Source organism: Bradyrhizobium sp. NBAIM03 (assembly GCF_020194055.1).
Lineage (GTDB): Bacteria > Pseudomonadota > Alphaproteobacteria > Rhizobiales > Xanthobacteraceae > Bradyrhizobium > Bradyrhizobium yuanmingense.
This window is the reverse complement of the sequence record NZ_JADYVS010000005.1, coordinates 156,119-172,332: the sequence shown is the minus strand read 5'-3', so window position 1 is coordinate 172,332 and position 16,214 is coordinate 156,119. Positions and strand designations below refer to the sequence as shown.

Sequence of the window (16,214 nt, the reverse complement as noted above, 5' to 3'; positions counted from 1 at the left end):
CCTCGCAATGACGGCCGCTAGAGCGGCGCCGGAAACCGCGCCGCGTTCTCCTCCAGCGGCAAGCGCAGCCCGTTCGCCAGATACGACACCGTGCGATAGAAGCCGCACAGCAGCATGATCTCCAGGATCTGCGCCTCGTCGTAATGCGTCGACAGCGCGGCGAACTCCTCGTCCGCGAGTGTCGCGCGATGATGCAGCGCGTCGACGGCTGCGATCAGCGCCTGCTCGGCCGGCGACCAAAGGGCCGAATTCGTATCACCCAGCACCGTCGCACGCACCTCCTCCGCGGTGAGCTTCGCCGGCCCGGCGAAGATCGCGACATGCACGCCCCATTCGTATTCGCATCCGTTCAGCGCACAGGTGCGGTCGATGACGATCTCACGCTGGCGCAGCGAGAGCGGCCCCGGATCAAGCAGCCCGCCCGCGCGAAACTTGTCCCAGGCGCGGTCATGGCCCGCCATCACCCGGAACAGCACCAGCGGCGGCGCACCGCGCATGATGCGGTCGAACTGCGCCTGGATGTCCAGGGGATAAGGCGGCGAGAGCGGGGCGATGCGCGGTGAGGCCTGGGACATGAGCGATTTCCGTTGCTACATTTACCGTAGCACTACGCTACATTATCCGTAGCATGACGCAAGAGGTGACCATGGCGAAACGGGCGACAACAGCAGAACGCCGCGTCCGCGGCTCGCGCACCGGACGGCCGATCATGGCTTTGCTCGACCTGCTCGGCCGGCGCTGGGCCTTGCGGATCTTGTGGGAGTTGCGCGGAGAGCCCCTCACCTCGCGCGCCCTGCGCAGCGCCTGCGACGAGGCCTCGCCCACGGTGCTGCAGGCCCGGCTGACCGAGCTGCGCGAGGCGGGCTTCGTGGAGCTGGGCGACGGCGGAGGTTACGGACTGACACCGCTGGGCCGGGAATTGTGCGAGACCTTCATGCCACTGCACAGGTTTGCGGAGCGATGGAGAAGGTGAGCATCACTCGTTGCCACGCGCTGGTGTTCCTTCTCCCCTTGCGGGAGAAGGTGGCGCGAAGCGCCGGATGAGGGGTCTCTCTCCACGAACTCAGCTTAGCTATCGCGGAGAGACACCCCTCACCCGTCTCGCCGCTTTGCGGCGAGCCACCCTCTCCCGCAAGGGGAGAGGGGAAAAGTCCTCACGCCGCGGCGACCGTCAGGTTGGCGCCGTCGACCTGTACCACCTTCACCCGCGTGCCGGCCGGCGTATCGGGCCCAGCCACGCGCCATACCGTGTCGCCGATCCGCACGGTGCCGGTGCCGTCGATGATCGGCTTCTCCAGCGTGAACTCGCGGCCGAGCAGGGCTTCGCTGCGCTTGTTGAGGAACGGACTGGCGCTGGCGTCCGGCTTCGGCTTGGCCAGACGGCGCCAGACCGGCACGGCGGCGGCGGCGAAGATCGCGAACATCACGAGCTGGATCTGCCAGGAGATCGCAGCCGCGAACGAGATCAGGCCGACCAGCAGCGCAGCGAGCCCAAGCCAGAACAGGAAGATGCCGGGCGCCAGCACCTCCAGGGCCATCAGGATGAAGCCGAGGATCAGCCAGTTCCAGTTGCCGAGCGATACGAACATGTCGGTCATGACACGACCTCTGTGAATAGTCCCGTTACTGCTGCGGCACGGACGGCGGTGTCGGGCCCGACGACGGTACCGAGCCGCCGCGGCGGGCCGCGGCCACCGCGCTCTCCCCGAACGTGGCCTTCGCAATTTCGCCGATGCCGGCGAGCGAGCCCAGCATGCTCATCGCTTCGACCGGAAGCATGATGACCTTCTGGTTCGGCGAGTCGGCCAGTTGCCCGAATGCCTTGATATATTTATCGGCGATAAAATAGTTTAGCGCAGCGACATCGCCCTTGGCGATGGCCTCGCTGACCATTTGCGTGGCCTTGGCCTCGGCTTCCGCCGACCGCTCGCGCGCCTCGGCATCGCGGAAGGCGGCCTCGCGGCGGCCTTCCGCCTGGAGGATCTGGCCCTGCTTGGCGCCCTCGGCGCGCAGGATCTCGGACTGGCGTTGGCCTTCGGCCGCGAGAATGTCGGCGCGCTTGACCCGCTCGGCCTTCATCTGCCGCCCCATGGCTTCGACCAGGTCGGCGGGCGGCACGATGTCCTTGATCTCGATGCGGTTGACCTTGACGCCCCAGGGCGAGACCGCGGCGTCGACCACACGGAGCAGGCGCTCGTTGATTTCGTCGCGGTGCGACAGCACCTGGTCGAGGTCCATCGAGCCCATCACCGAGCGGATGTTGGTCATGGTGAGCACCGTAATCCCCTGGTTCAGGTTGGCGACCTCGTAGCTCGCCTTGGCGGCATCGAACACCTGATAAAAGGCGACGCCGTCCACCGTCACGGTGGCGTTGTCCTTGGTGATCACCTCCTGCTCGGGAATGTCGATCACCTGCTCCATCATGTTGATCTTGCGCCCGACGCGATCGAAATAGGGCACGATCAAATTGAGCCCGGGGCTCAGCGTCTGGGTGTATTTGCCGAACCGCTCGATGGTCCAGTCATAGCCCTGCGGCACCGTCTTCACGCCGGCGACCAGCGTGACGATGACGAGCAAAACCAGAACAATCGCGAAAATGTCGAAGCCGCTCATATCTCCTCCAAGCCGGGACAAGACGTCAGGAAAAAGCCCTTTCCGGCGCTGTCATTGGTCGGGATCACGATCCTACCGGTTCAGCGGTCGCAATTCACGTCGGTATCGGAGCAATTCCACACAAGACGCACAGCAAGAGAACGGTCGCGATATGTATTTGCGACAGGCTCTTGAAAGCGCGCGCGCAGGCCTAAAGCGCGATGCGATCAGGATGAATCGTCATCGCACTTTAGGTTATTGTTTGAGCATGATCTTTTCGGAAAACCGCTTCACACTTTTCCGGATCATGCTCTAGCAGCGGAAATTAGCGAATTCGGGCGAGGCGTCCGTCACGGACGGGTTCATTCGATCACGTCATTCGCAATTGCAAGCAGGCCCGGGGAAAGCGTGATGCCGAGCGCTCTCGCCGCCTTCAGGTTGATCACCAGCTCGAACTTGGTGGGATTCTGCACCGGCAGGTCGGCCGGCCGTGCGCCCTTCAGGATCCGATCGATATAGTCCGCGGCGCGGCGAAGCTGCTCGACGCTGTCGGTGCTGTAGGACATCAGCCCACCCTCATCGACGAACGTCCGGCTCCAGAATACCGCGGGTACACGCGCCTGTGCGATCGCCGAGAGCAGTTGCGCGCGGTTGGCCATGGTGAAGAAGTCCGGCAGGACCAGGATGGCGCCGTCTTGCCTGGAAGCCAGCGCCCCGATCGAGACGGCGTCATGGACGGGCGCGGGCTCGACCGTCAGGCGCAGCGTCCGTGCGGCGTCCTCGATGGCGCGCAACATCAGTGGCGCGAACGGCGCGGTGGCGGGATTGAAGACGACCGCAGCGCGGGACACCTTCGGCGTGACCTGCGTCAGCATCTCCAGCCATTTGCCGGCGAGCGGACCGTCGTAATCGGTAAAGCCGGTGAGGTTGCCGCCGGGATGCGCGAGGTTTTCGACAAAGCCCTGGCTGACGGGATCGGTGACGACGGCGAACACGATCGGGATCGTCGTGGTGCGCCGGCGCAGCTCTTCGACCGAGGGTGTGCCGACCGCAAGCAGGATGTCAGGCTTGAGCGCGATCAGCTCGTCGGCGAGCTGCGCGATGCGGGCGCGCTCGCCGCCGCCGTTGCGCCAATCGATCTTGAGATTGTCGCGCTCCTTCCAGCCTTGGCCGGCGAGCGCTTCGACCAGGGCGATGCTGCGCGTCTGGCCGATCGCATCATCAGCAGCCGTGACCGAGAGCACGCCGAGCCGCCGTGTCGCGTTCGGCTGCTGCGCCAGGGCCGGGGCCGGCAGCGCCGCGAGCATCCCAAGAAGCGCCAGGCACCGGCGGCGGTTCATGGGATGCCCATCAGATCCAGCCCTGGAGCTCGCGCAGCACCAGGGTGCGGATCACGTTCATGCCCGGTCCGCTGTCGTTGAGGCAGGGGATCGCGGAAAACTGCTCGCCGCCATTGTGCTTGAAGATCTCCGCGTTCTCCTGCGCGATCTCCTCCAGCGTCTCCAGGCAGTCGGCGGAAAAGCCCGGCGTCACCACTGCGATGCGGCGCACGCCCTCTTTGGCAAGCCGCTCCATGGTCTTGTCGGTATAGGGCTGCAGCCACTCGTCGTTGCCGAAGCGCGACTGGAAGGTCAGCAGCAGCTTGGTCTCGTCCATGCCGAGCCGGCGGCGCAGCGCCTCGGTCGTCGCGATGCAGTGCTGCTGATAGGGATCGCCCTTGTCGACATAGGCTTTCGGCATGCCGTGGAAGGATGCCACGATCAGCTCCGGCTTGAAGGACAGCGTCGCCAGATGGCCCTCGATCGAGGCGGCGAGCGCCTCGATATAGGCTTTGTCGTCATAGTAGGGCGGCGTCACCCGCAGAGTCGGCTGGTTCCGCAGCTGCGCGAGCACGCGGAAGACTTCGTCGCAGACGGTCGCCGAGGTCGAGGCCGAATATTGCGGATAGAGCGGCACGGCCAGGATACGCTCGCAGCCCTTCGCGATCAGCGCGTCGATGCCCGACTTGATCGACGGATTGCCGTAGCGCATCGCCCAATCCACGACGACGTTGTCGCGGTCCGACAAGGCGGCCGCGAGCTTGTCGCTTTGCGAGCGCGTGATGGTTTTCAGCGGCGACTCGTTCCGCTCATTGTTCCAGATCTTCTGGTAGTCGAGCGCCTTGGTGCGCGGACGGCTGCGCAGAATGATCCCGTTCAGCACCAGTTTCCAGATCAGGCCCTGGTCCTCGATGACGCGGGCGTCGCTGAGGAACTCCTTGAGGTAGACCCGCACGCCCGGAGCATCGGCCGTATCGGGCGTTCCGAGATTGATCAGGAGCACGCCGACGCGCGGTAGGGCGGATCGGGTGGCCGGTTTCGCGGTCTCGAGGGGGAGGACGCTGTTCATGACTGGTTGGGTCGCGCGTTGGTCCGAACTTGTCAAGATGAGCCGGGGTTCGCTAGGGTCGCACCCAAGCGGGGGGGAGGCAGGATGACACTCGCGGAATGGTGCGTCTTCGGGGCGCTGCTGCTCTATCTGTCGACGATCGTCACGGTCAAAGGGATCAGGTTTCGCCGCTTCGACAATTCCCGGCCGCGCGACCCCGCCTTCTATGAGGACGCCCTGTCGCAACGCGCGCTCGGCGCGCACCAGAACGGCATCGAGACGTTTCCGTTCTTTGCGTTCGCGGTGCTGCTCGCCGAATACAGGGAAGCGCCGCAGCGGCTGATCGACGAGCTCGCGGCGCTGTTCCTGATCGTGCGGATTGCCTATGTGCTGACGTATCTCGGCAACCGCCCGACGCTGCGCTCGATCCTCTGGAGCATCGGCTTTGCGATCAATCTCGGCATCTTCTTCATGCCGGCATTGAAGCGGTTTCTGCCGGTGTGAGCGGCTTCACGCCGAAAGATGGCGTTCTCGCGTCGCGATCAGTGCCCGCATTGATGCCGGGATCGTGACCGGACGATGGGTCTTCTGGTCGGTGTAGACCCAGACGATCTCGCCGGTCACCAGCGCATCCGTGCCACCCTTCACGAAAATCGCGAGCTCGAACACGAGACTTGAATTGCCGATCCGCGCCACGCGCGCGCCAACGTCGAGCTCCCAGTCGAACCTAACAGGCGCCTTGTACTCGATCAGCGATTTGACGACGTGGAAATCGATGCCGCTCGCCTTTGCATCCGCATATTGGTCGAAGCCGAGCGCGCGGAAATATTCGGTGATGGTGGTGTCGAAATAGGTCAAATAATGCGCGTTGAAGACGACGCCCTGGCCGTCGATCTCGGAATAGCGCACCCGGAACGGGTGGAAGAACCAGAAGTTTTCGCGCGACATGGACCCCCCGACCGAGATATTTCAGGCTCGTCATTGCGAGGAGCCCTTGCGACGAAGCAATCCAGAATCCCTCCGCGGAAAGATTCTGGATTGCTTCGCTGCGCTCGCAATGACGGAGCAAGGCGCTCGACCGTCTTGCCCGATTAGCGCCGCGAAGCGCAGATGCGCCCTTAAAAGCACGTGGTCCGTTCGGCGGCGATGTAGCCGAACAGGAGGCCGACGCCGAACAGCAGGACCAGACTCGCGGCGCCGAACTCGATGCCGCGCATAAACAGCGCGCCACCGCCGTCGCGTCCGGCGCTGAGGCGGGCGGCGATGTCCTTGGCGGAGACGGCGACGACAGCAATGGCCGCCACCGTGATCGCGGTGCCCAACCCCATCAGGAATGTCGCGGCCATCCCTGCCCAGAACAGGCCCTGCGCCAGCGCGAACACCAGGACCAGGATTGCGCCCGAGCAGGGGCGGATGCCGACGGTCAGGATCGCAGCGAAGCCGCGCCGCCAGCCGCCGGGGCCGGCGAGTTCGCTTGGCGTGGGTCCGTGGGAATGGCCGCAATGCTCGTCGTGGACGTGGTCGTGCCCGTGGTGATGGTGAGCGTGGCCGTGGCCATGGTGTTGATCATGGCCGTGATCGTGGTGATGATGATCATGCGCATCATGATGGTGGTGATCATGGTCGTGCGGCACGCCCGCCATCGCCGGCACCGGCTGGATGGCCTGAAATGCGCGGATGAAGGTGCGACCCTTGACCCAGACCAGGCGCAGGCCGAACAGCGCGATCAGGGCGTAGCTCGCAATCTCGATCGCGCCTTCCGCCTTGCACATCGTCTTGGCCGTCGCATTCAGCAGCCAGGCCGAGATGCCGACGATGAGGATCGCGACCAGCGACTGCATCAGGGCCGAGGCAAAGGACAGCGCGATGCCGCGCCGCGCAGTCTCGCGGTTGGCGACCACATAGGAGGCGATCACCGCCTTGCCGTGGCCGGGACCGGCGGCGTGGAAGATGCCATAGGCGAACGAGATGAAGAGCAGCGTCCACACCGCCGAGCCATCGGACTTCGCGGCGCGGATGGTTGCCGACATCTGCCGATAGAATTCCGACTGCTTGGCCAGGAGCCAGCCGATGAGGCCGCTCGCTTCAGGCTCGGCCGCCTGCGCTGGTCGCGGCGCACCGAACGGGTTTTGCGCGAGAAGATCATGAAGCGCGGCATCAGTCACGGCCACGACCAGCAGCACAGCGGCAGTGGCGAGCAGCCCGCGCGCAAGCGGAGAGAGTTGCGGCTTCAAGGGCAATCCACCGTGATCTTGTTGGCGAACATCATGCCGAAATTCGAGTTCTCACCGTTCAGGAAGGTCTGCTCGTTCAGCTTCTGCGCGCTCGCGGTGCCGTCGTTCGGCCGCTCCAGCTTCATCTGGCACCCCGCGGGCGCACCGACCAGCTTAACCGGACTGTCCTTGGCCATCTGGAAGTCGATGAAGAAGGAGCGGTCGAACACTTCGAGCACCAGCTGCCTGGGCTTGACCGGATTCTTCAGCGGCAAGGTGAAGTGCAGGGTCAGCACCGTGTCCTTGTAGTCGAGGAAATAGTCGACCGGCTCCTGGAACCGCTCCTTCTTCCCGTCGGCCTTGGCGAAGGTGAAGTAGGCGTATTCCTTCAAGGACTCGACATTGGTCTGCGCCAGGGGCTTGAGCTCCTCGCTCGTATAGGCGCCCTTGGTCTTGCTCTCGAGCCCCTGCACCGCATAGGCCGAGAACATGTCGTCGAAGGTCCAGGCATGGCGCACGCCGGTGATGCTGCCGTCGGCGGCATAGAGCAATTCGCTGGTGGCGGTGATCCAGACATGCGGATGTGCATTCGCTGCCCCGGCCGCGAGCGACATCGCGGCGGCGAGCAGGCATCCGAACAGGGCGCGCATGTTCATCAGGCCGCCCTGGCGTCTTCGAGCAGGCCGCGGCGGCGGAGCAGCGCATCCGGCTCCGGCGGGCGGCCGCGGAACGCCTCGTAGGCGGCTTCCGGATCGACCGATCCGCCCGACGAATAGATGTCGTCGTGCAGGCGCTTGGCCACGGCGGGATCGAAGATGTCGCCGGCCTCCTCGAACGCGCCGAAGGCGTCGGCGTCCATCACCTCCGACCACATGTAGCTGTAATAGCCGGCGGCGTAATGGTCGCCGGTGAAGATGTGGCCGAATTGCGTCGGCCGGTGACGCAGCGCGATCTCCTCGGGCATGCCGATCTTCTCCAGCTCGCGTCGCTCGAAGGCGCGGACATCCTGCGCGGCGGCGGCCGGCTGGGTGTGGAATTCCAGGTCGACCAGCGCCGAGGAGACGAACTCGACCGTGGCAAAGCCCTGGTTGAATTTTCGCGCGGCGAGGAAGCGTTGCAGCAGGTCGTCCGGCAGCGGCTCGCCGGTCTGGTAGTGGCGGGCGAACTTCTGCAGCACCTCGGGCCGCTCCTGCCAGTGCTCGTAGAGCTGCGACGGCAGCTCGACGAAGTCGGTGAACACGGAGGTACCCGACAGCGAGGGATAGGTCACGTTGGAGAGCATGCCGTGCAGGCCGTGGCCGAACTCGTGGAACAGGGTGCGGGCATCGTCGGGCGACAGCAGCGACGGCTCGCCGCCGGCGCCCTTGGCGAAATTGCAGATGTTGAGAACCAGCGGCGCGACGTCGCCGTCGAGCTTCTGCTGGTCGCGCAGCGAGGTCATCCAGGCGCCGGAGCGCTTGGACGGCCGGGCGAAGTAGTCGCCATAGAACAGCGCCTTGTGCTTGCCGCCCCTGTCCTTCATCTCCCAGACCCGGACGTCGGGGTGCCAGACCGGAACGTCCCTGCGCTCCTCGAAGGTGACGCCGAACAGGCGCGTGGCGCAGTCGAAGGCGGCGGCGATCATGTTGTCGAGACCGAGATACGGCTTGATCGCGGAATCGTCGAAATTGGCGCGCTGCAGACGCAGCTTCTCGGCGTAGAAGCGCCAGTCCCAGGGGGCGAGCTTGAAATTGCCGCCCTCCTCCGCGATCAGCGCCTGCATCTCGTCACGGTCGGCAAGCGCGCGGGCGCGGGCAGGCTTCCAGACCCGCTCCAACAGGCCGCGCACCGCGTCTGGCGTCTTGGCCATGGAATCCTCGAGCCGGTAGGCGGCGTAGGTCGGATAGCCCAGGAGCCCGGCGCTCTCCTCGCGCAGCTTCAGGATCTCGACAATGGTCGCATTGTTGTCATTGGCGTTGCCGTTGTCGCCGCGCGCGATGAAGGCCTTGTAGACCTTCTCGCGGAGGTCACGCCGGGCGGAGCTCTTCAGGAACGTTTCGACCGAGGAGCGCGACAGCGTGACGATGGCCTTGCCTGCCATGCCGCGCTCTTCCGCCGCAGCCTTGGCGCTGGCGACGAAGCTCTCCGGCAGGCCCTGGCGGTCGGACTCCCCGAGCTCCAGGAACCAGTCCTGCTCGTCGCCGAGCAGATGGTGGCTGAAGCCGGTGCCGAGCTGGGCCAGCCGCTCGTTGATCTCGGCCATCCGCGTCTTGGCCTCCTCGGAGAGGCCGGCGCCGGAGCGGTGGAAGCGGGTGTAGGTGCGCTCCAGCAGACGGAGCTGCTCGGGCGTGAGACCGAGACCCGCGCGGTTCTCGTGCAGATGGGCGATGCGGCCGAACAGCACGGCGTTCATCATGATCGGATTCCAGTGCCGCGCCATCCGCAAGGAGACCTCCTTGTCGATCTCCAGGATGGCCGGGTTGGAATGCGCCGAGACGAGGTCGTAGAAGACCGCCGCGACCTTGCTCAGGAGCTTGCCCGAGCGCTCCAGCGCCGTGATGGTGTTGGCGAAGTCGGGCGCCGCGGGATCGTTGGTGATCGCCGCGATCTCGGCGGCGTGGTCGGCGAAGGCCTGCTCGAAGGCCGGCAGGAAATGCTCCGGCTTGATCTCGTCGAAGGGCGGGGTCGCGAACGGCGTCACCCAGGCCTTCAGCAGCGGATTGGTCTCGGCGTCCGTAGTTTGGCGGGTTTCTGACATCGCAAGTCCCGGATTTCGTGGCTCGATTGTTGCGGCCAGCTATAGCACGCGTGGGGCTTTTTTGGGCCGTTTGCCCTTGCCCCCGGCCGCCTTTTCGGGGAGATTGCGGCCCTCGAAGCCAGGATCCCCTGAAGCCATGAACGCGCCTTCCTCATCGTCCCGCCAGATCGTCTGGTCCAGCGTCATCACCGTCATCAGCGCCGCCATCCTGATCGGCGCGGAGGTGTTCGGCGCGGCGTTTGCCGGCGGCTGGGCGCTCGCGATCCTGTTCGGGCTCGGCGACCAAGGCGCCCATATCCTGCAGGCCGTGCTGTTCGCACTCGGCGTGCTCGTGATGACCGCCTTCATCCGCGGCGCTCAGCGCATCGAGCCCTTCACCAAGCGCGGCTGACGCGTCTCGCGCGTGGGCAGCACGCGCTGCGCGGCGAAAACTTAACGCGCGTTCATCTTCCGCGTCGCTCGCGCAACAGTGCGCAAGCAGATGTTAGGCAATCCTGTCCGCAGCCTAAAAAAATTCTTGCGAACCAGAGTCAAAACGCTTATGTGCGGACTTGCCCAATTTCGCACGTGCCTGTGGTCGTGTGTCAGTCGGTAGGTATCCGGACAAGAGGCCGGACAGCCGCCAAGGGGTGAAGAAGCCGAGGGGCTCTTCGGAAGTGCGGAAGTCGAGACTGAAACGTCGAGCGACCGAAGCAAACCCGGAGCGCCCAGCATCTCTCTCAAAGAGATGCCATGTCGAAGGTGACTTCGCTCTTTGCAACCGTGACTGGCAGCCGGAGGCGAACCGGCGCACCCCGCTCTCAACGGGGGACGCGACTTAAAGCAACGACGGATCGGGCTTTTTTGGTCTCTACCGGCAGTCCAACGCCGGCGCGGGCTACTGAAAAGGCTTGTCCTTCATTGCCAGGTGAGCGGGCGGGAAACTCTCCCAACCAATCCACGGCAGCACAGTCTGGTTTGAGTTTTTTGGCCCCAGCGCGCCTCCATCGCGCGATGCGGCCGAAGCACTCTCATCAGACGTCACGTTGATACGGCTCCCGTCGCTGGGACCGTTGGAGAGTGCCATGACCGAACGTATCCAGGAATTCCTGCGCAACCGCCGCAACGAAGGCCTCGACACCGAGCCGTGCCTCGTCGTCGACCTCGAGGTCGTGCGCGACAATTACCAGAGCTTCGCCAAGGCGCTGCCCGACAGCCGCGTGTTCTATGCCGTCAAGGCGAACCCGGCGCCGGAAGTGCTGGCCTTGCTGGCGTCCATGGGCTCCTGCTTCGACACCGCCACGGTCGCCGAGATCGAGATGGCGCTGGCTGCGGGTGCGACGCCCGACCGCATCTCCTTCGGCAACACGATCAAGAAGGAGCGCGACATCGCTCGCGCCTTCGCGCTCGGCATTCGCCTGTTCGCGGTCGATTGCGCCGCCGAGGTCGAGAAGATCGCCCGCGCCGCTCCCGGTGCGAAGGTGTTCTGCCGCATCCTCTATGACTGCGCCGGCGCCGAGTGGCCGCTGTCGCGCAAGTTCGGCTGCGACCCGGAGATGGCGGTCGAGGTGCTCGACCTCGCCAAGCGCCTGGGCCTGGAGCCGTGCGGCATCTCCTTCCATGTCGGCTCGCAACAGCGCAAGGTGAAGGCGTGGGACCGTGCACTGGCGATGGCCTCGCAGGTGTTCCGCGACTGCGCCGAACGCGGCATCAACCTGTCCATGGTCAACATGGGCGGCGGCTTCCCGACCAAGTACCTGAAGGACGTGCCGCCGGTCGTCACCTACGGCCGCTCGATCTTCCGCGCGCTGCGCAAGCACTTCGGCAACCAGATCCCGGAGACCATCATCGAGCCGGGCCGCGGCATGGTGGGCAACGCCGGCATCATCGAATCCGAGGTCGTGCTCATCTCGAAGAAGAGCGATGAGGACGAGGTGCGCTGGGTGTACCTGGACATCGGCAAGTTCGGCGGTCTCGCCGAGACCATGGACGAGTCGATCCGCTACGCCATCCGCACCCGTCACGACGGCGCGGACATGACCCCGTGCGTGCTCGCAGGTCCGACCTGCGACAGCGCCGATGTGCTGTACGAGAAGACCCCGTATCCGCTTCCGGTGACGCTCGAGATCGGCGACAAGGTGCTGATCGAAGGCACCGGGGCTTATACGTCGACCTACTCGTCGGTGGCGTTCAACGGCATTCCGCCGCTGCGGACGTACCACATCTGATCCGCCTCTCTTTTCCAGAGGCCTGACGAACCCGGGAGCCGGTCCGCCGGCTCCTCATCCAACATCTCGATTTCTGACGACGTCTTGGACAGGCGTGCTGTGCGCACGCCGGTTCAAGCGGGGACTGACGTGCCATGACTGCTCCTCGGAAGCCGCAAGTTGCCCTCACCTCGAAAGCCGCTCCGTTCGTGATCCGTGCGGAACGTGCTGGAGACGTCGCGACGCGTGAAGCGCTGCTCGATGCCTGCTTTGGCGAGAACCGCCATGGCCGCACCTGCCAGCGCCTGCGCGACGGACGCGCGCCCGCCGCAGGCCTTGCCCTGTCGGCGATGCGCGAGGGCAAGCTCGTGGGAACCGTGCGGCTGTGGCATGTCAGCGCCGGAGGCAGGCCCGCTCTGGTCCTCGGACCGCTGGCGGTCGACCCTGCCTGCCGCGAGCTCGGGATCGGCGCCGCGCTGATGCAACAAGCGCTGGCTGCCGCCCGGGCGCGCGGGCATGGCGCCGTGATCCTGCTCGGCGATGCCCCCTATTACGCCCGCTTCGGCTTCACAGCCGAGAAGACCGCCGAGCTGTCGCTGCCCGGCCCGTTCGAGCGCAACCGCCTGCTGGCGATCGAGTTCACTGATGGCGCGCTTGATGGCGCCGCCGGGATGATCGTCCCGACCGGCGCGGCCCTGCCCAAACGGAGGTCGGTTCGCGCGCCTGAGGCGCACGCGGCCTGAGGGATCGCTCGTGTAGCGACGACCGCAGCCGCATTGAGCGGCAACGCCCTGCCGCGCCTGCGCGAGGCCCGTTCCTTTGGGGTTGCGCAGGCGCCGGAAACGCCCTTTAACCCCGCGAAACACCCCCTTCAGTCGAGGCCCATGACCATGTCCCGTCGCCTGATCTCCACCGGCTCCCCGCTCGAGAAGTCCGTCGGCTACAGCCGTGCCGTGATCGACGGCGAGTTCGCCTTCGTCGCGGGAACGACCGGCTATGACTACACCACGATGACGATGCCATCAGATGTCACGAGCCAGTCACGCAACTGCTTCAAGACCATCGCCGCCGCCCTGCAGGAGGGCGGATTCGAGATGGCCGATATCGTCCGTGCGACCTATTACGTGACCGACGCCAGCTATATCGATGCCCACTTCGCCGTCTGCGGCGAGGTCCTCGGCGACATCAGGCCGGCGGCGACCTTGCTGGTCGTCTCTGGTCTGGCGAGGCCCGAGATGAAGGTCGAGATCGAAGTCACCGCCAAGCGCCGCAGCATCTGACAAGCGCCGCAGCGCCTGATCCATCCCTCACTGCCAGCACGTTCCGGAGAACCCATCCCATGAGCCCTCCCTCGCAGATCTACGCGAAGATCACCGGCCCCATCGTCATGGTCGGCTTCGGCTCCATCGGCAAAGGCACGCTGCCCCTGATCGAGCGGCATCTCGACTACGACAAGTCGCGCATCACCGTGCTCGATCCCAAGGACGAGGGCCGCAAGGCGCTTTGCGAGAAGCACAATGTCCGCTTCATCCAGAAAGGGCTGACCAAGGACAATTACCGCGAGGTGCTGACCCCGCTGCTCACCGAGGGCGGCGGCCAGGGGTTCTGCGTCAATCTGTCGGTCGATACCGGCTCGACCGACATCATGGAGCTCTGCAACGAGCTCGGCGCGCTCTACATCGACACCGTCAACGAGCCCTGGCTTGGCTTCTATTTCGATTCCTCGAAGGGTCCGGAAGCGCGCTCCAATTACGCGCTACGCGAAACGACGCTGGCCGCCAAGAAGGCGCGCCCCGCCGGCTCGACCACAGCCATCTCCTGCTGCGGCGCCAATCCCGGCATGGTCTCCTTCTTCGTCAAGCAGGCGCTGCTCAATGTCGCGGCCGATCTGAAGCTCAATGCGCCCAGGCCGAAGACCAAGGGCGAATGGGCGGATTTGATGCGGCAGGCCGGCATCAAGGGCATCCACATCGCCGAGCGCGACACCCAGCGTTCGAAGAAGCCGAAGGAGCCGGACGTCTTCGTCAACACCTGGTCGGTGGAAGGCTTCCTGTCGGAAGGCATGCAGCCATCCGAGCTCGGCTGGGGCACCCACGAGAAATGGATGCCCGAGAATGCGCACACCCATGAAGCCGGCTGCGGCGCTGCCATCTATCTGATGCAGCCCGGCGCCAACACGCGCGTGCGCACCTGGTGCCCGACCCGCGGCGCCCAGTATGGCTTCCTCGTCACCCACAACGAGTCGATCTCGATCGCCGATTACTTCACCGTGCGCGATGCGTCGGGCAAGGCGATTTACCGGCCGACCTGCCACTATGCCTACCATCCGGCCGACGATGCCGTGCTGTCGCTGCATGAAATGTTCGGCCGCGCCGGGAAGATGCAGGAAAAGCACCACATCCTCGACGAGAACGAGATCGTCGACGGCATCGACGAGCTCGGCGTGCTGCTGTTCGGCCATGACAAGAACGCCTATTGGTTCGGCTCGCAGCTCTCCATCGAAGAGACCCGCGAGCTCGCGCCCTACCAGAACGCCACCGGCCTGCAGGTGACCTCCGCCGTGCTCGGCGGCATGGTCTGGGCGCTGGAGAACCCGAACGAAGGCATCGTCGAGGCCGACGAGATGGATTTCGAGCGCCTGCTCGAAATTCAGCTGCCCTATCTCGGCCCGGTGAAGGGCTTTTATACCGACTGGACGCCGCTGACGGATCGTCCGGGACTGTTCCCGGAAGATATCGACACCAGCGATCCCTGGCAGTTCCGGAATATTCTGGTGCGGTGAGGCGGGCTCTCTCCGCCCGTCATTCCGGGGCGCGCCAATTGGCGCGAGCCCGGAATCCATCGGGCGGCAGACTCTGCAGGTAAATGGATTCTCCGGTGCGCAATTGCGCACCGTAGTTCGCGCTTCGCGCGCCCCGGAATGACCGGAAAAACTACTTCTTCTCCATCGGCGGCGCGATCTTCTCGGCCGGGGCCGGCGGCAGCGCCGGTTTGGCCGCACCAGCCGCGCCCTGAGTCTGCGGATCCGGCCGTGCCGGCTCGGGGGCCGGCGTGGTCGGGCGATCACCGCCGGGCTTCGCCTCCGCGGGCACCTTGCTCTGTTCGTCGGACGGGGTGCCCTGGAGCGGGGGCGTCGCCTGCGCCAGCTGCATGCGGCTTTCGGCGCGGATTTGCGCCAGGGACATCACCGACACCGCAACGCCTGCTGCGAACAGCGCACCGGCGATTGTCAGGTTGAGCTTCAGTCTACGTTTGTCATCTCGGCCGGGCATGTCGATCACCGCCTTTGTTCGCGGAATCAACGAAACTGGGGCGCGCCGGTTCCGGAACCTGAAAACGCGCGGAACCCACCCGCACGCGCCAAAACGCCGCGCTACTCCGTCGTGCTGACTTCCCATGTTGCATGCCGGACGCCTGGCAGATGCTGCAGATCGGTCGCGACCGCGTTCAGCTCGTTCGGGTCGACCGCGGTCGCAACCAGCTTGGCGGCGATCTCCAGAATGCCCTCGCTGATCTCGGCGACTTCGATATCGGCCACGGCATATTTCGCCGCTTCGAGCTTGTCGACGAGGCGGTCACGCATGTCGGGCAAGGCGTCGGCCGCAACTGCGAGCTTGAAATAGTAGGTCGCCTCCAGCGCCTTCTCGTTCAGCGGGATGCGGTTGATGGCGTTGACCAGCGGGCGCAGCATGGTGTTGCCGGCGATGACGAACACGGTCAGCGCGGCCGCCTGTGCGATCATGTCGGCGCCCGCACAGGAGCCGACCGCGGCCGAGGCCCACAGCGTCGCCGCGGTGTTGAGCCCGCGCACATCCATGCCCTGCTTCATGATGACGCCGGCTCCCAGGAAGCCGATGCCGGAGACGACATAGGCGATCACCCGGACCGCGCCGTCGGCGCCATCCAGCTGCATGGCGAGATCGACGAAGGCGGCAGCGCCCACCGCGACCAGCACGTTGGTGCGCAGCCCCGCGGTGCGCTGACGGTATTGCCGTTCGGCGCCGATCAGCGTGCCCAGCACGAAGGCCGTGATCAGGCTGACCAGGGTGTCGCCAAAGTCGGCAAGCTGGAAGGTCGTCAGAAATCGCATGGTTCCCTATACGGCGGGAACCATGACAG

Annotated in this window: 18 protein-coding genes; 7 read left to right on the top strand and 11 right to left on the bottom strand. The window is 65.3% G+C overall.

Annotated elements, in window-relative coordinates:
• Nucleotides 1–17 precede the first annotated feature (17 nt).
• Nucleotides 18–575, bottom strand: a complete 558-nt coding sequence (locus I6F21_RS09625; RefSeq protein ID WP_109142385.1) for a carboxymuconolactone decarboxylase family protein — start codon at nt 573–575, stop codon at nt 18–20.
• A 71-nt stretch (nt 576–646) separates the two neighbouring features.
• Between I6F21_RS09625 and I6F21_RS09620 the strand changes: the two genes are divergently transcribed.
• Nucleotides 647–973 carry a helix-turn-helix domain-containing protein gene (locus I6F21_RS09620; RefSeq protein WP_035997791.1) on the top strand — a complete coding sequence of 109 codons (327 nt, stop codon included), beginning with the start codon at nt 647–649 and terminating at the stop codon, nt 971–973.
• A gap of 181 nt (nt 974–1,154) precedes the next feature.
• Here the strand turns inward: I6F21_RS09620 and I6F21_RS09615 are convergent, their stop codons facing one another.
• The 4 genes from I6F21_RS09615 to hemH form a co-directional block, all read right to left on the bottom strand.
• Nucleotides 1,155–1,598 (bottom strand): NfeD family protein, encoded by a 444-nt coding sequence (locus I6F21_RS09615; RefSeq protein ID WP_225111630.1) that lies wholly within the window; start codon nt 1,596–1,598, stop codon nt 1,155–1,157.
• 25 nt (nt 1,599–1,623) lie between these two features.
• Complete coding sequence (locus I6F21_RS09610; RefSeq protein ID WP_036021375.1) at nt 1,624–2,613, bottom strand: SPFH domain-containing protein; 990 nt, start codon at nt 2,611–2,613, stop codon at nt 1,624–1,626.
• Between the two features lie 341 nt (nt 2,614–2,954).
• Nucleotides 2,955–3,932, bottom strand: a complete 978-nt coding sequence (locus tag I6F21_RS09605) for an ABC transporter substrate-binding protein (protein ID WP_225183079.1) — start codon at nt 3,930–3,932, stop codon at nt 2,955–2,957.
• Between the two features lie 10 nt (nt 3,933–3,942).
• Complete coding sequence (hemH, locus tag I6F21_RS09600) at nt 3,943–4,980, bottom strand: ferrochelatase (RefSeq protein ID WP_225126486.1); 1,038 nt, start codon at nt 4,978–4,980, stop codon at nt 3,943–3,945.
• Nucleotides 4,981–5,064: 84 nt separating this feature from the next.
• Here hemH and I6F21_RS09595 point away from each other — a divergent pair, with 84 nt between their 5' ends.
• The gene (locus I6F21_RS09595) at nt 5,065–5,463 is read left to right on the top strand and encodes an MAPEG family protein (protein WP_225183078.1); all 399 of its coding nucleotides are present in this window, start codon (nt 5,065–5,067) and stop codon (nt 5,461–5,463) included.
• Nucleotides 5,464–5,469: 6 nt separating this feature from the next.
• Here the strand turns inward: I6F21_RS09595 and I6F21_RS09590 are convergent, their stop codons facing one another.
• The 4 genes from I6F21_RS09590 to I6F21_RS09575 form a co-directional block, all read right to left on the bottom strand.
• Nucleotides 5,470–5,907: a thioesterase family protein gene (locus I6F21_RS09590; protein ID WP_109142383.1), complete on the bottom strand. Its 438-nt coding sequence runs from the start codon at nt 5,905–5,907 to the stop codon at nt 5,470–5,472.
• A 170-nt stretch (nt 5,908–6,077) separates the two neighbouring features.
• The gene (locus I6F21_RS09585; protein ID WP_225183077.1) at nt 6,078–7,193 is read right to left on the bottom strand and encodes a nickel/cobalt transporter; all 1,116 of its coding nucleotides are present in this window, start codon (nt 7,191–7,193) and stop codon (nt 6,078–6,080) included.
• Nucleotides 7,190–7,828, bottom strand: a complete 639-nt coding sequence (locus I6F21_RS09580; protein WP_035997730.1) for a DUF1007 family protein — start codon at nt 7,826–7,828, stop codon at nt 7,190–7,192. Before I6F21_RS09580 ends, I6F21_RS09585 begins: the two co-directional genes overlap by 4 nt.
• On the bottom strand, nt 7,828–9,909 hold the full coding sequence (locus tag I6F21_RS09575) for a M3 family metallopeptidase (protein ID WP_225183076.1): 2,082 nt from the start codon (nt 9,907–9,909) through the stop codon (nt 7,828–7,830). The genes I6F21_RS09580 and I6F21_RS09575 overlap by 1 nt, the downstream gene beginning before the upstream one ends.
• Nucleotides 9,910–10,045: 136 nt before the next feature.
• On the opposite strand from I6F21_RS09575, the gene I6F21_RS09570 reads away from it, so the two are divergent.
• The 5 genes from I6F21_RS09570 to I6F21_RS09550 all read left to right on the top strand — a co-directional run bounded on the left by I6F21_RS09570 (nt 10,046) and on the right by I6F21_RS09550 (nt 14,877).
• Nucleotides 10,046–10,300 carry a hypothetical protein gene (locus I6F21_RS09570; RefSeq protein ID WP_035997726.1) on the top strand — a complete coding sequence of 85 codons (255 nt, stop codon included), beginning with the start codon at nt 10,046–10,048 and terminating at the stop codon, nt 10,298–10,300.
• Nucleotides 10,301–10,973: 673 nt separating this feature from the next.
• On the top strand, nt 10,974–12,116 hold the full coding sequence (locus tag I6F21_RS09565) for a type III PLP-dependent enzyme (RefSeq protein WP_035997723.1): 1,143 nt from the start codon (nt 10,974–10,976) through the stop codon (nt 12,114–12,116).
• Nucleotides 12,117–12,250: 134 nt separating this feature from the next.
• Nucleotides 12,251–12,838 (top strand): N-acetyltransferase, encoded by a 588-nt coding sequence (locus I6F21_RS09560; RefSeq protein WP_035997718.1) that lies wholly within the window; start codon nt 12,251–12,253, stop codon nt 12,836–12,838.
• A gap of 147 nt (nt 12,839–12,985) precedes the next feature.
• A complete protein-coding gene (locus tag I6F21_RS09555) occupies nt 12,986–13,375 on the top strand; it encodes a RidA family protein (RefSeq protein ID WP_035997765.1) in 390 nt (129 codons plus the stop codon).
• Between the two features lie 59 nt (nt 13,376–13,434).
• On the top strand, nt 13,435–14,877 hold the full coding sequence (locus tag I6F21_RS09550) for a homospermidine synthase (protein WP_035997714.1): 1,443 nt from the start codon (nt 13,435–13,437) through the stop codon (nt 14,875–14,877).
• 151 nt (nt 14,878–15,028) lie between these two features.
• Here the strand turns inward: I6F21_RS09550 and I6F21_RS09545 are convergent, their stop codons facing one another.
• Together I6F21_RS09545 and I6F21_RS09540 are read right to left on the bottom strand one after the other, a co-directional pair.
• Nucleotides 15,029–15,367, bottom strand: a complete 339-nt coding sequence (locus I6F21_RS09545; protein WP_192893073.1) for a hypothetical protein — start codon at nt 15,365–15,367, stop codon at nt 15,029–15,031.
• 101 nt (nt 15,368–15,468) lie between these two features.
• Nucleotides 15,469–16,185, bottom strand: coding sequence for an MgtC/SapB family protein (locus I6F21_RS09540; RefSeq protein ID WP_036021362.1), 717 nt, complete (start codon nt 16,183–16,185; stop codon nt 15,469–15,471).
• Nucleotides 16,186–16,214 lie beyond the last annotated feature (29 nt).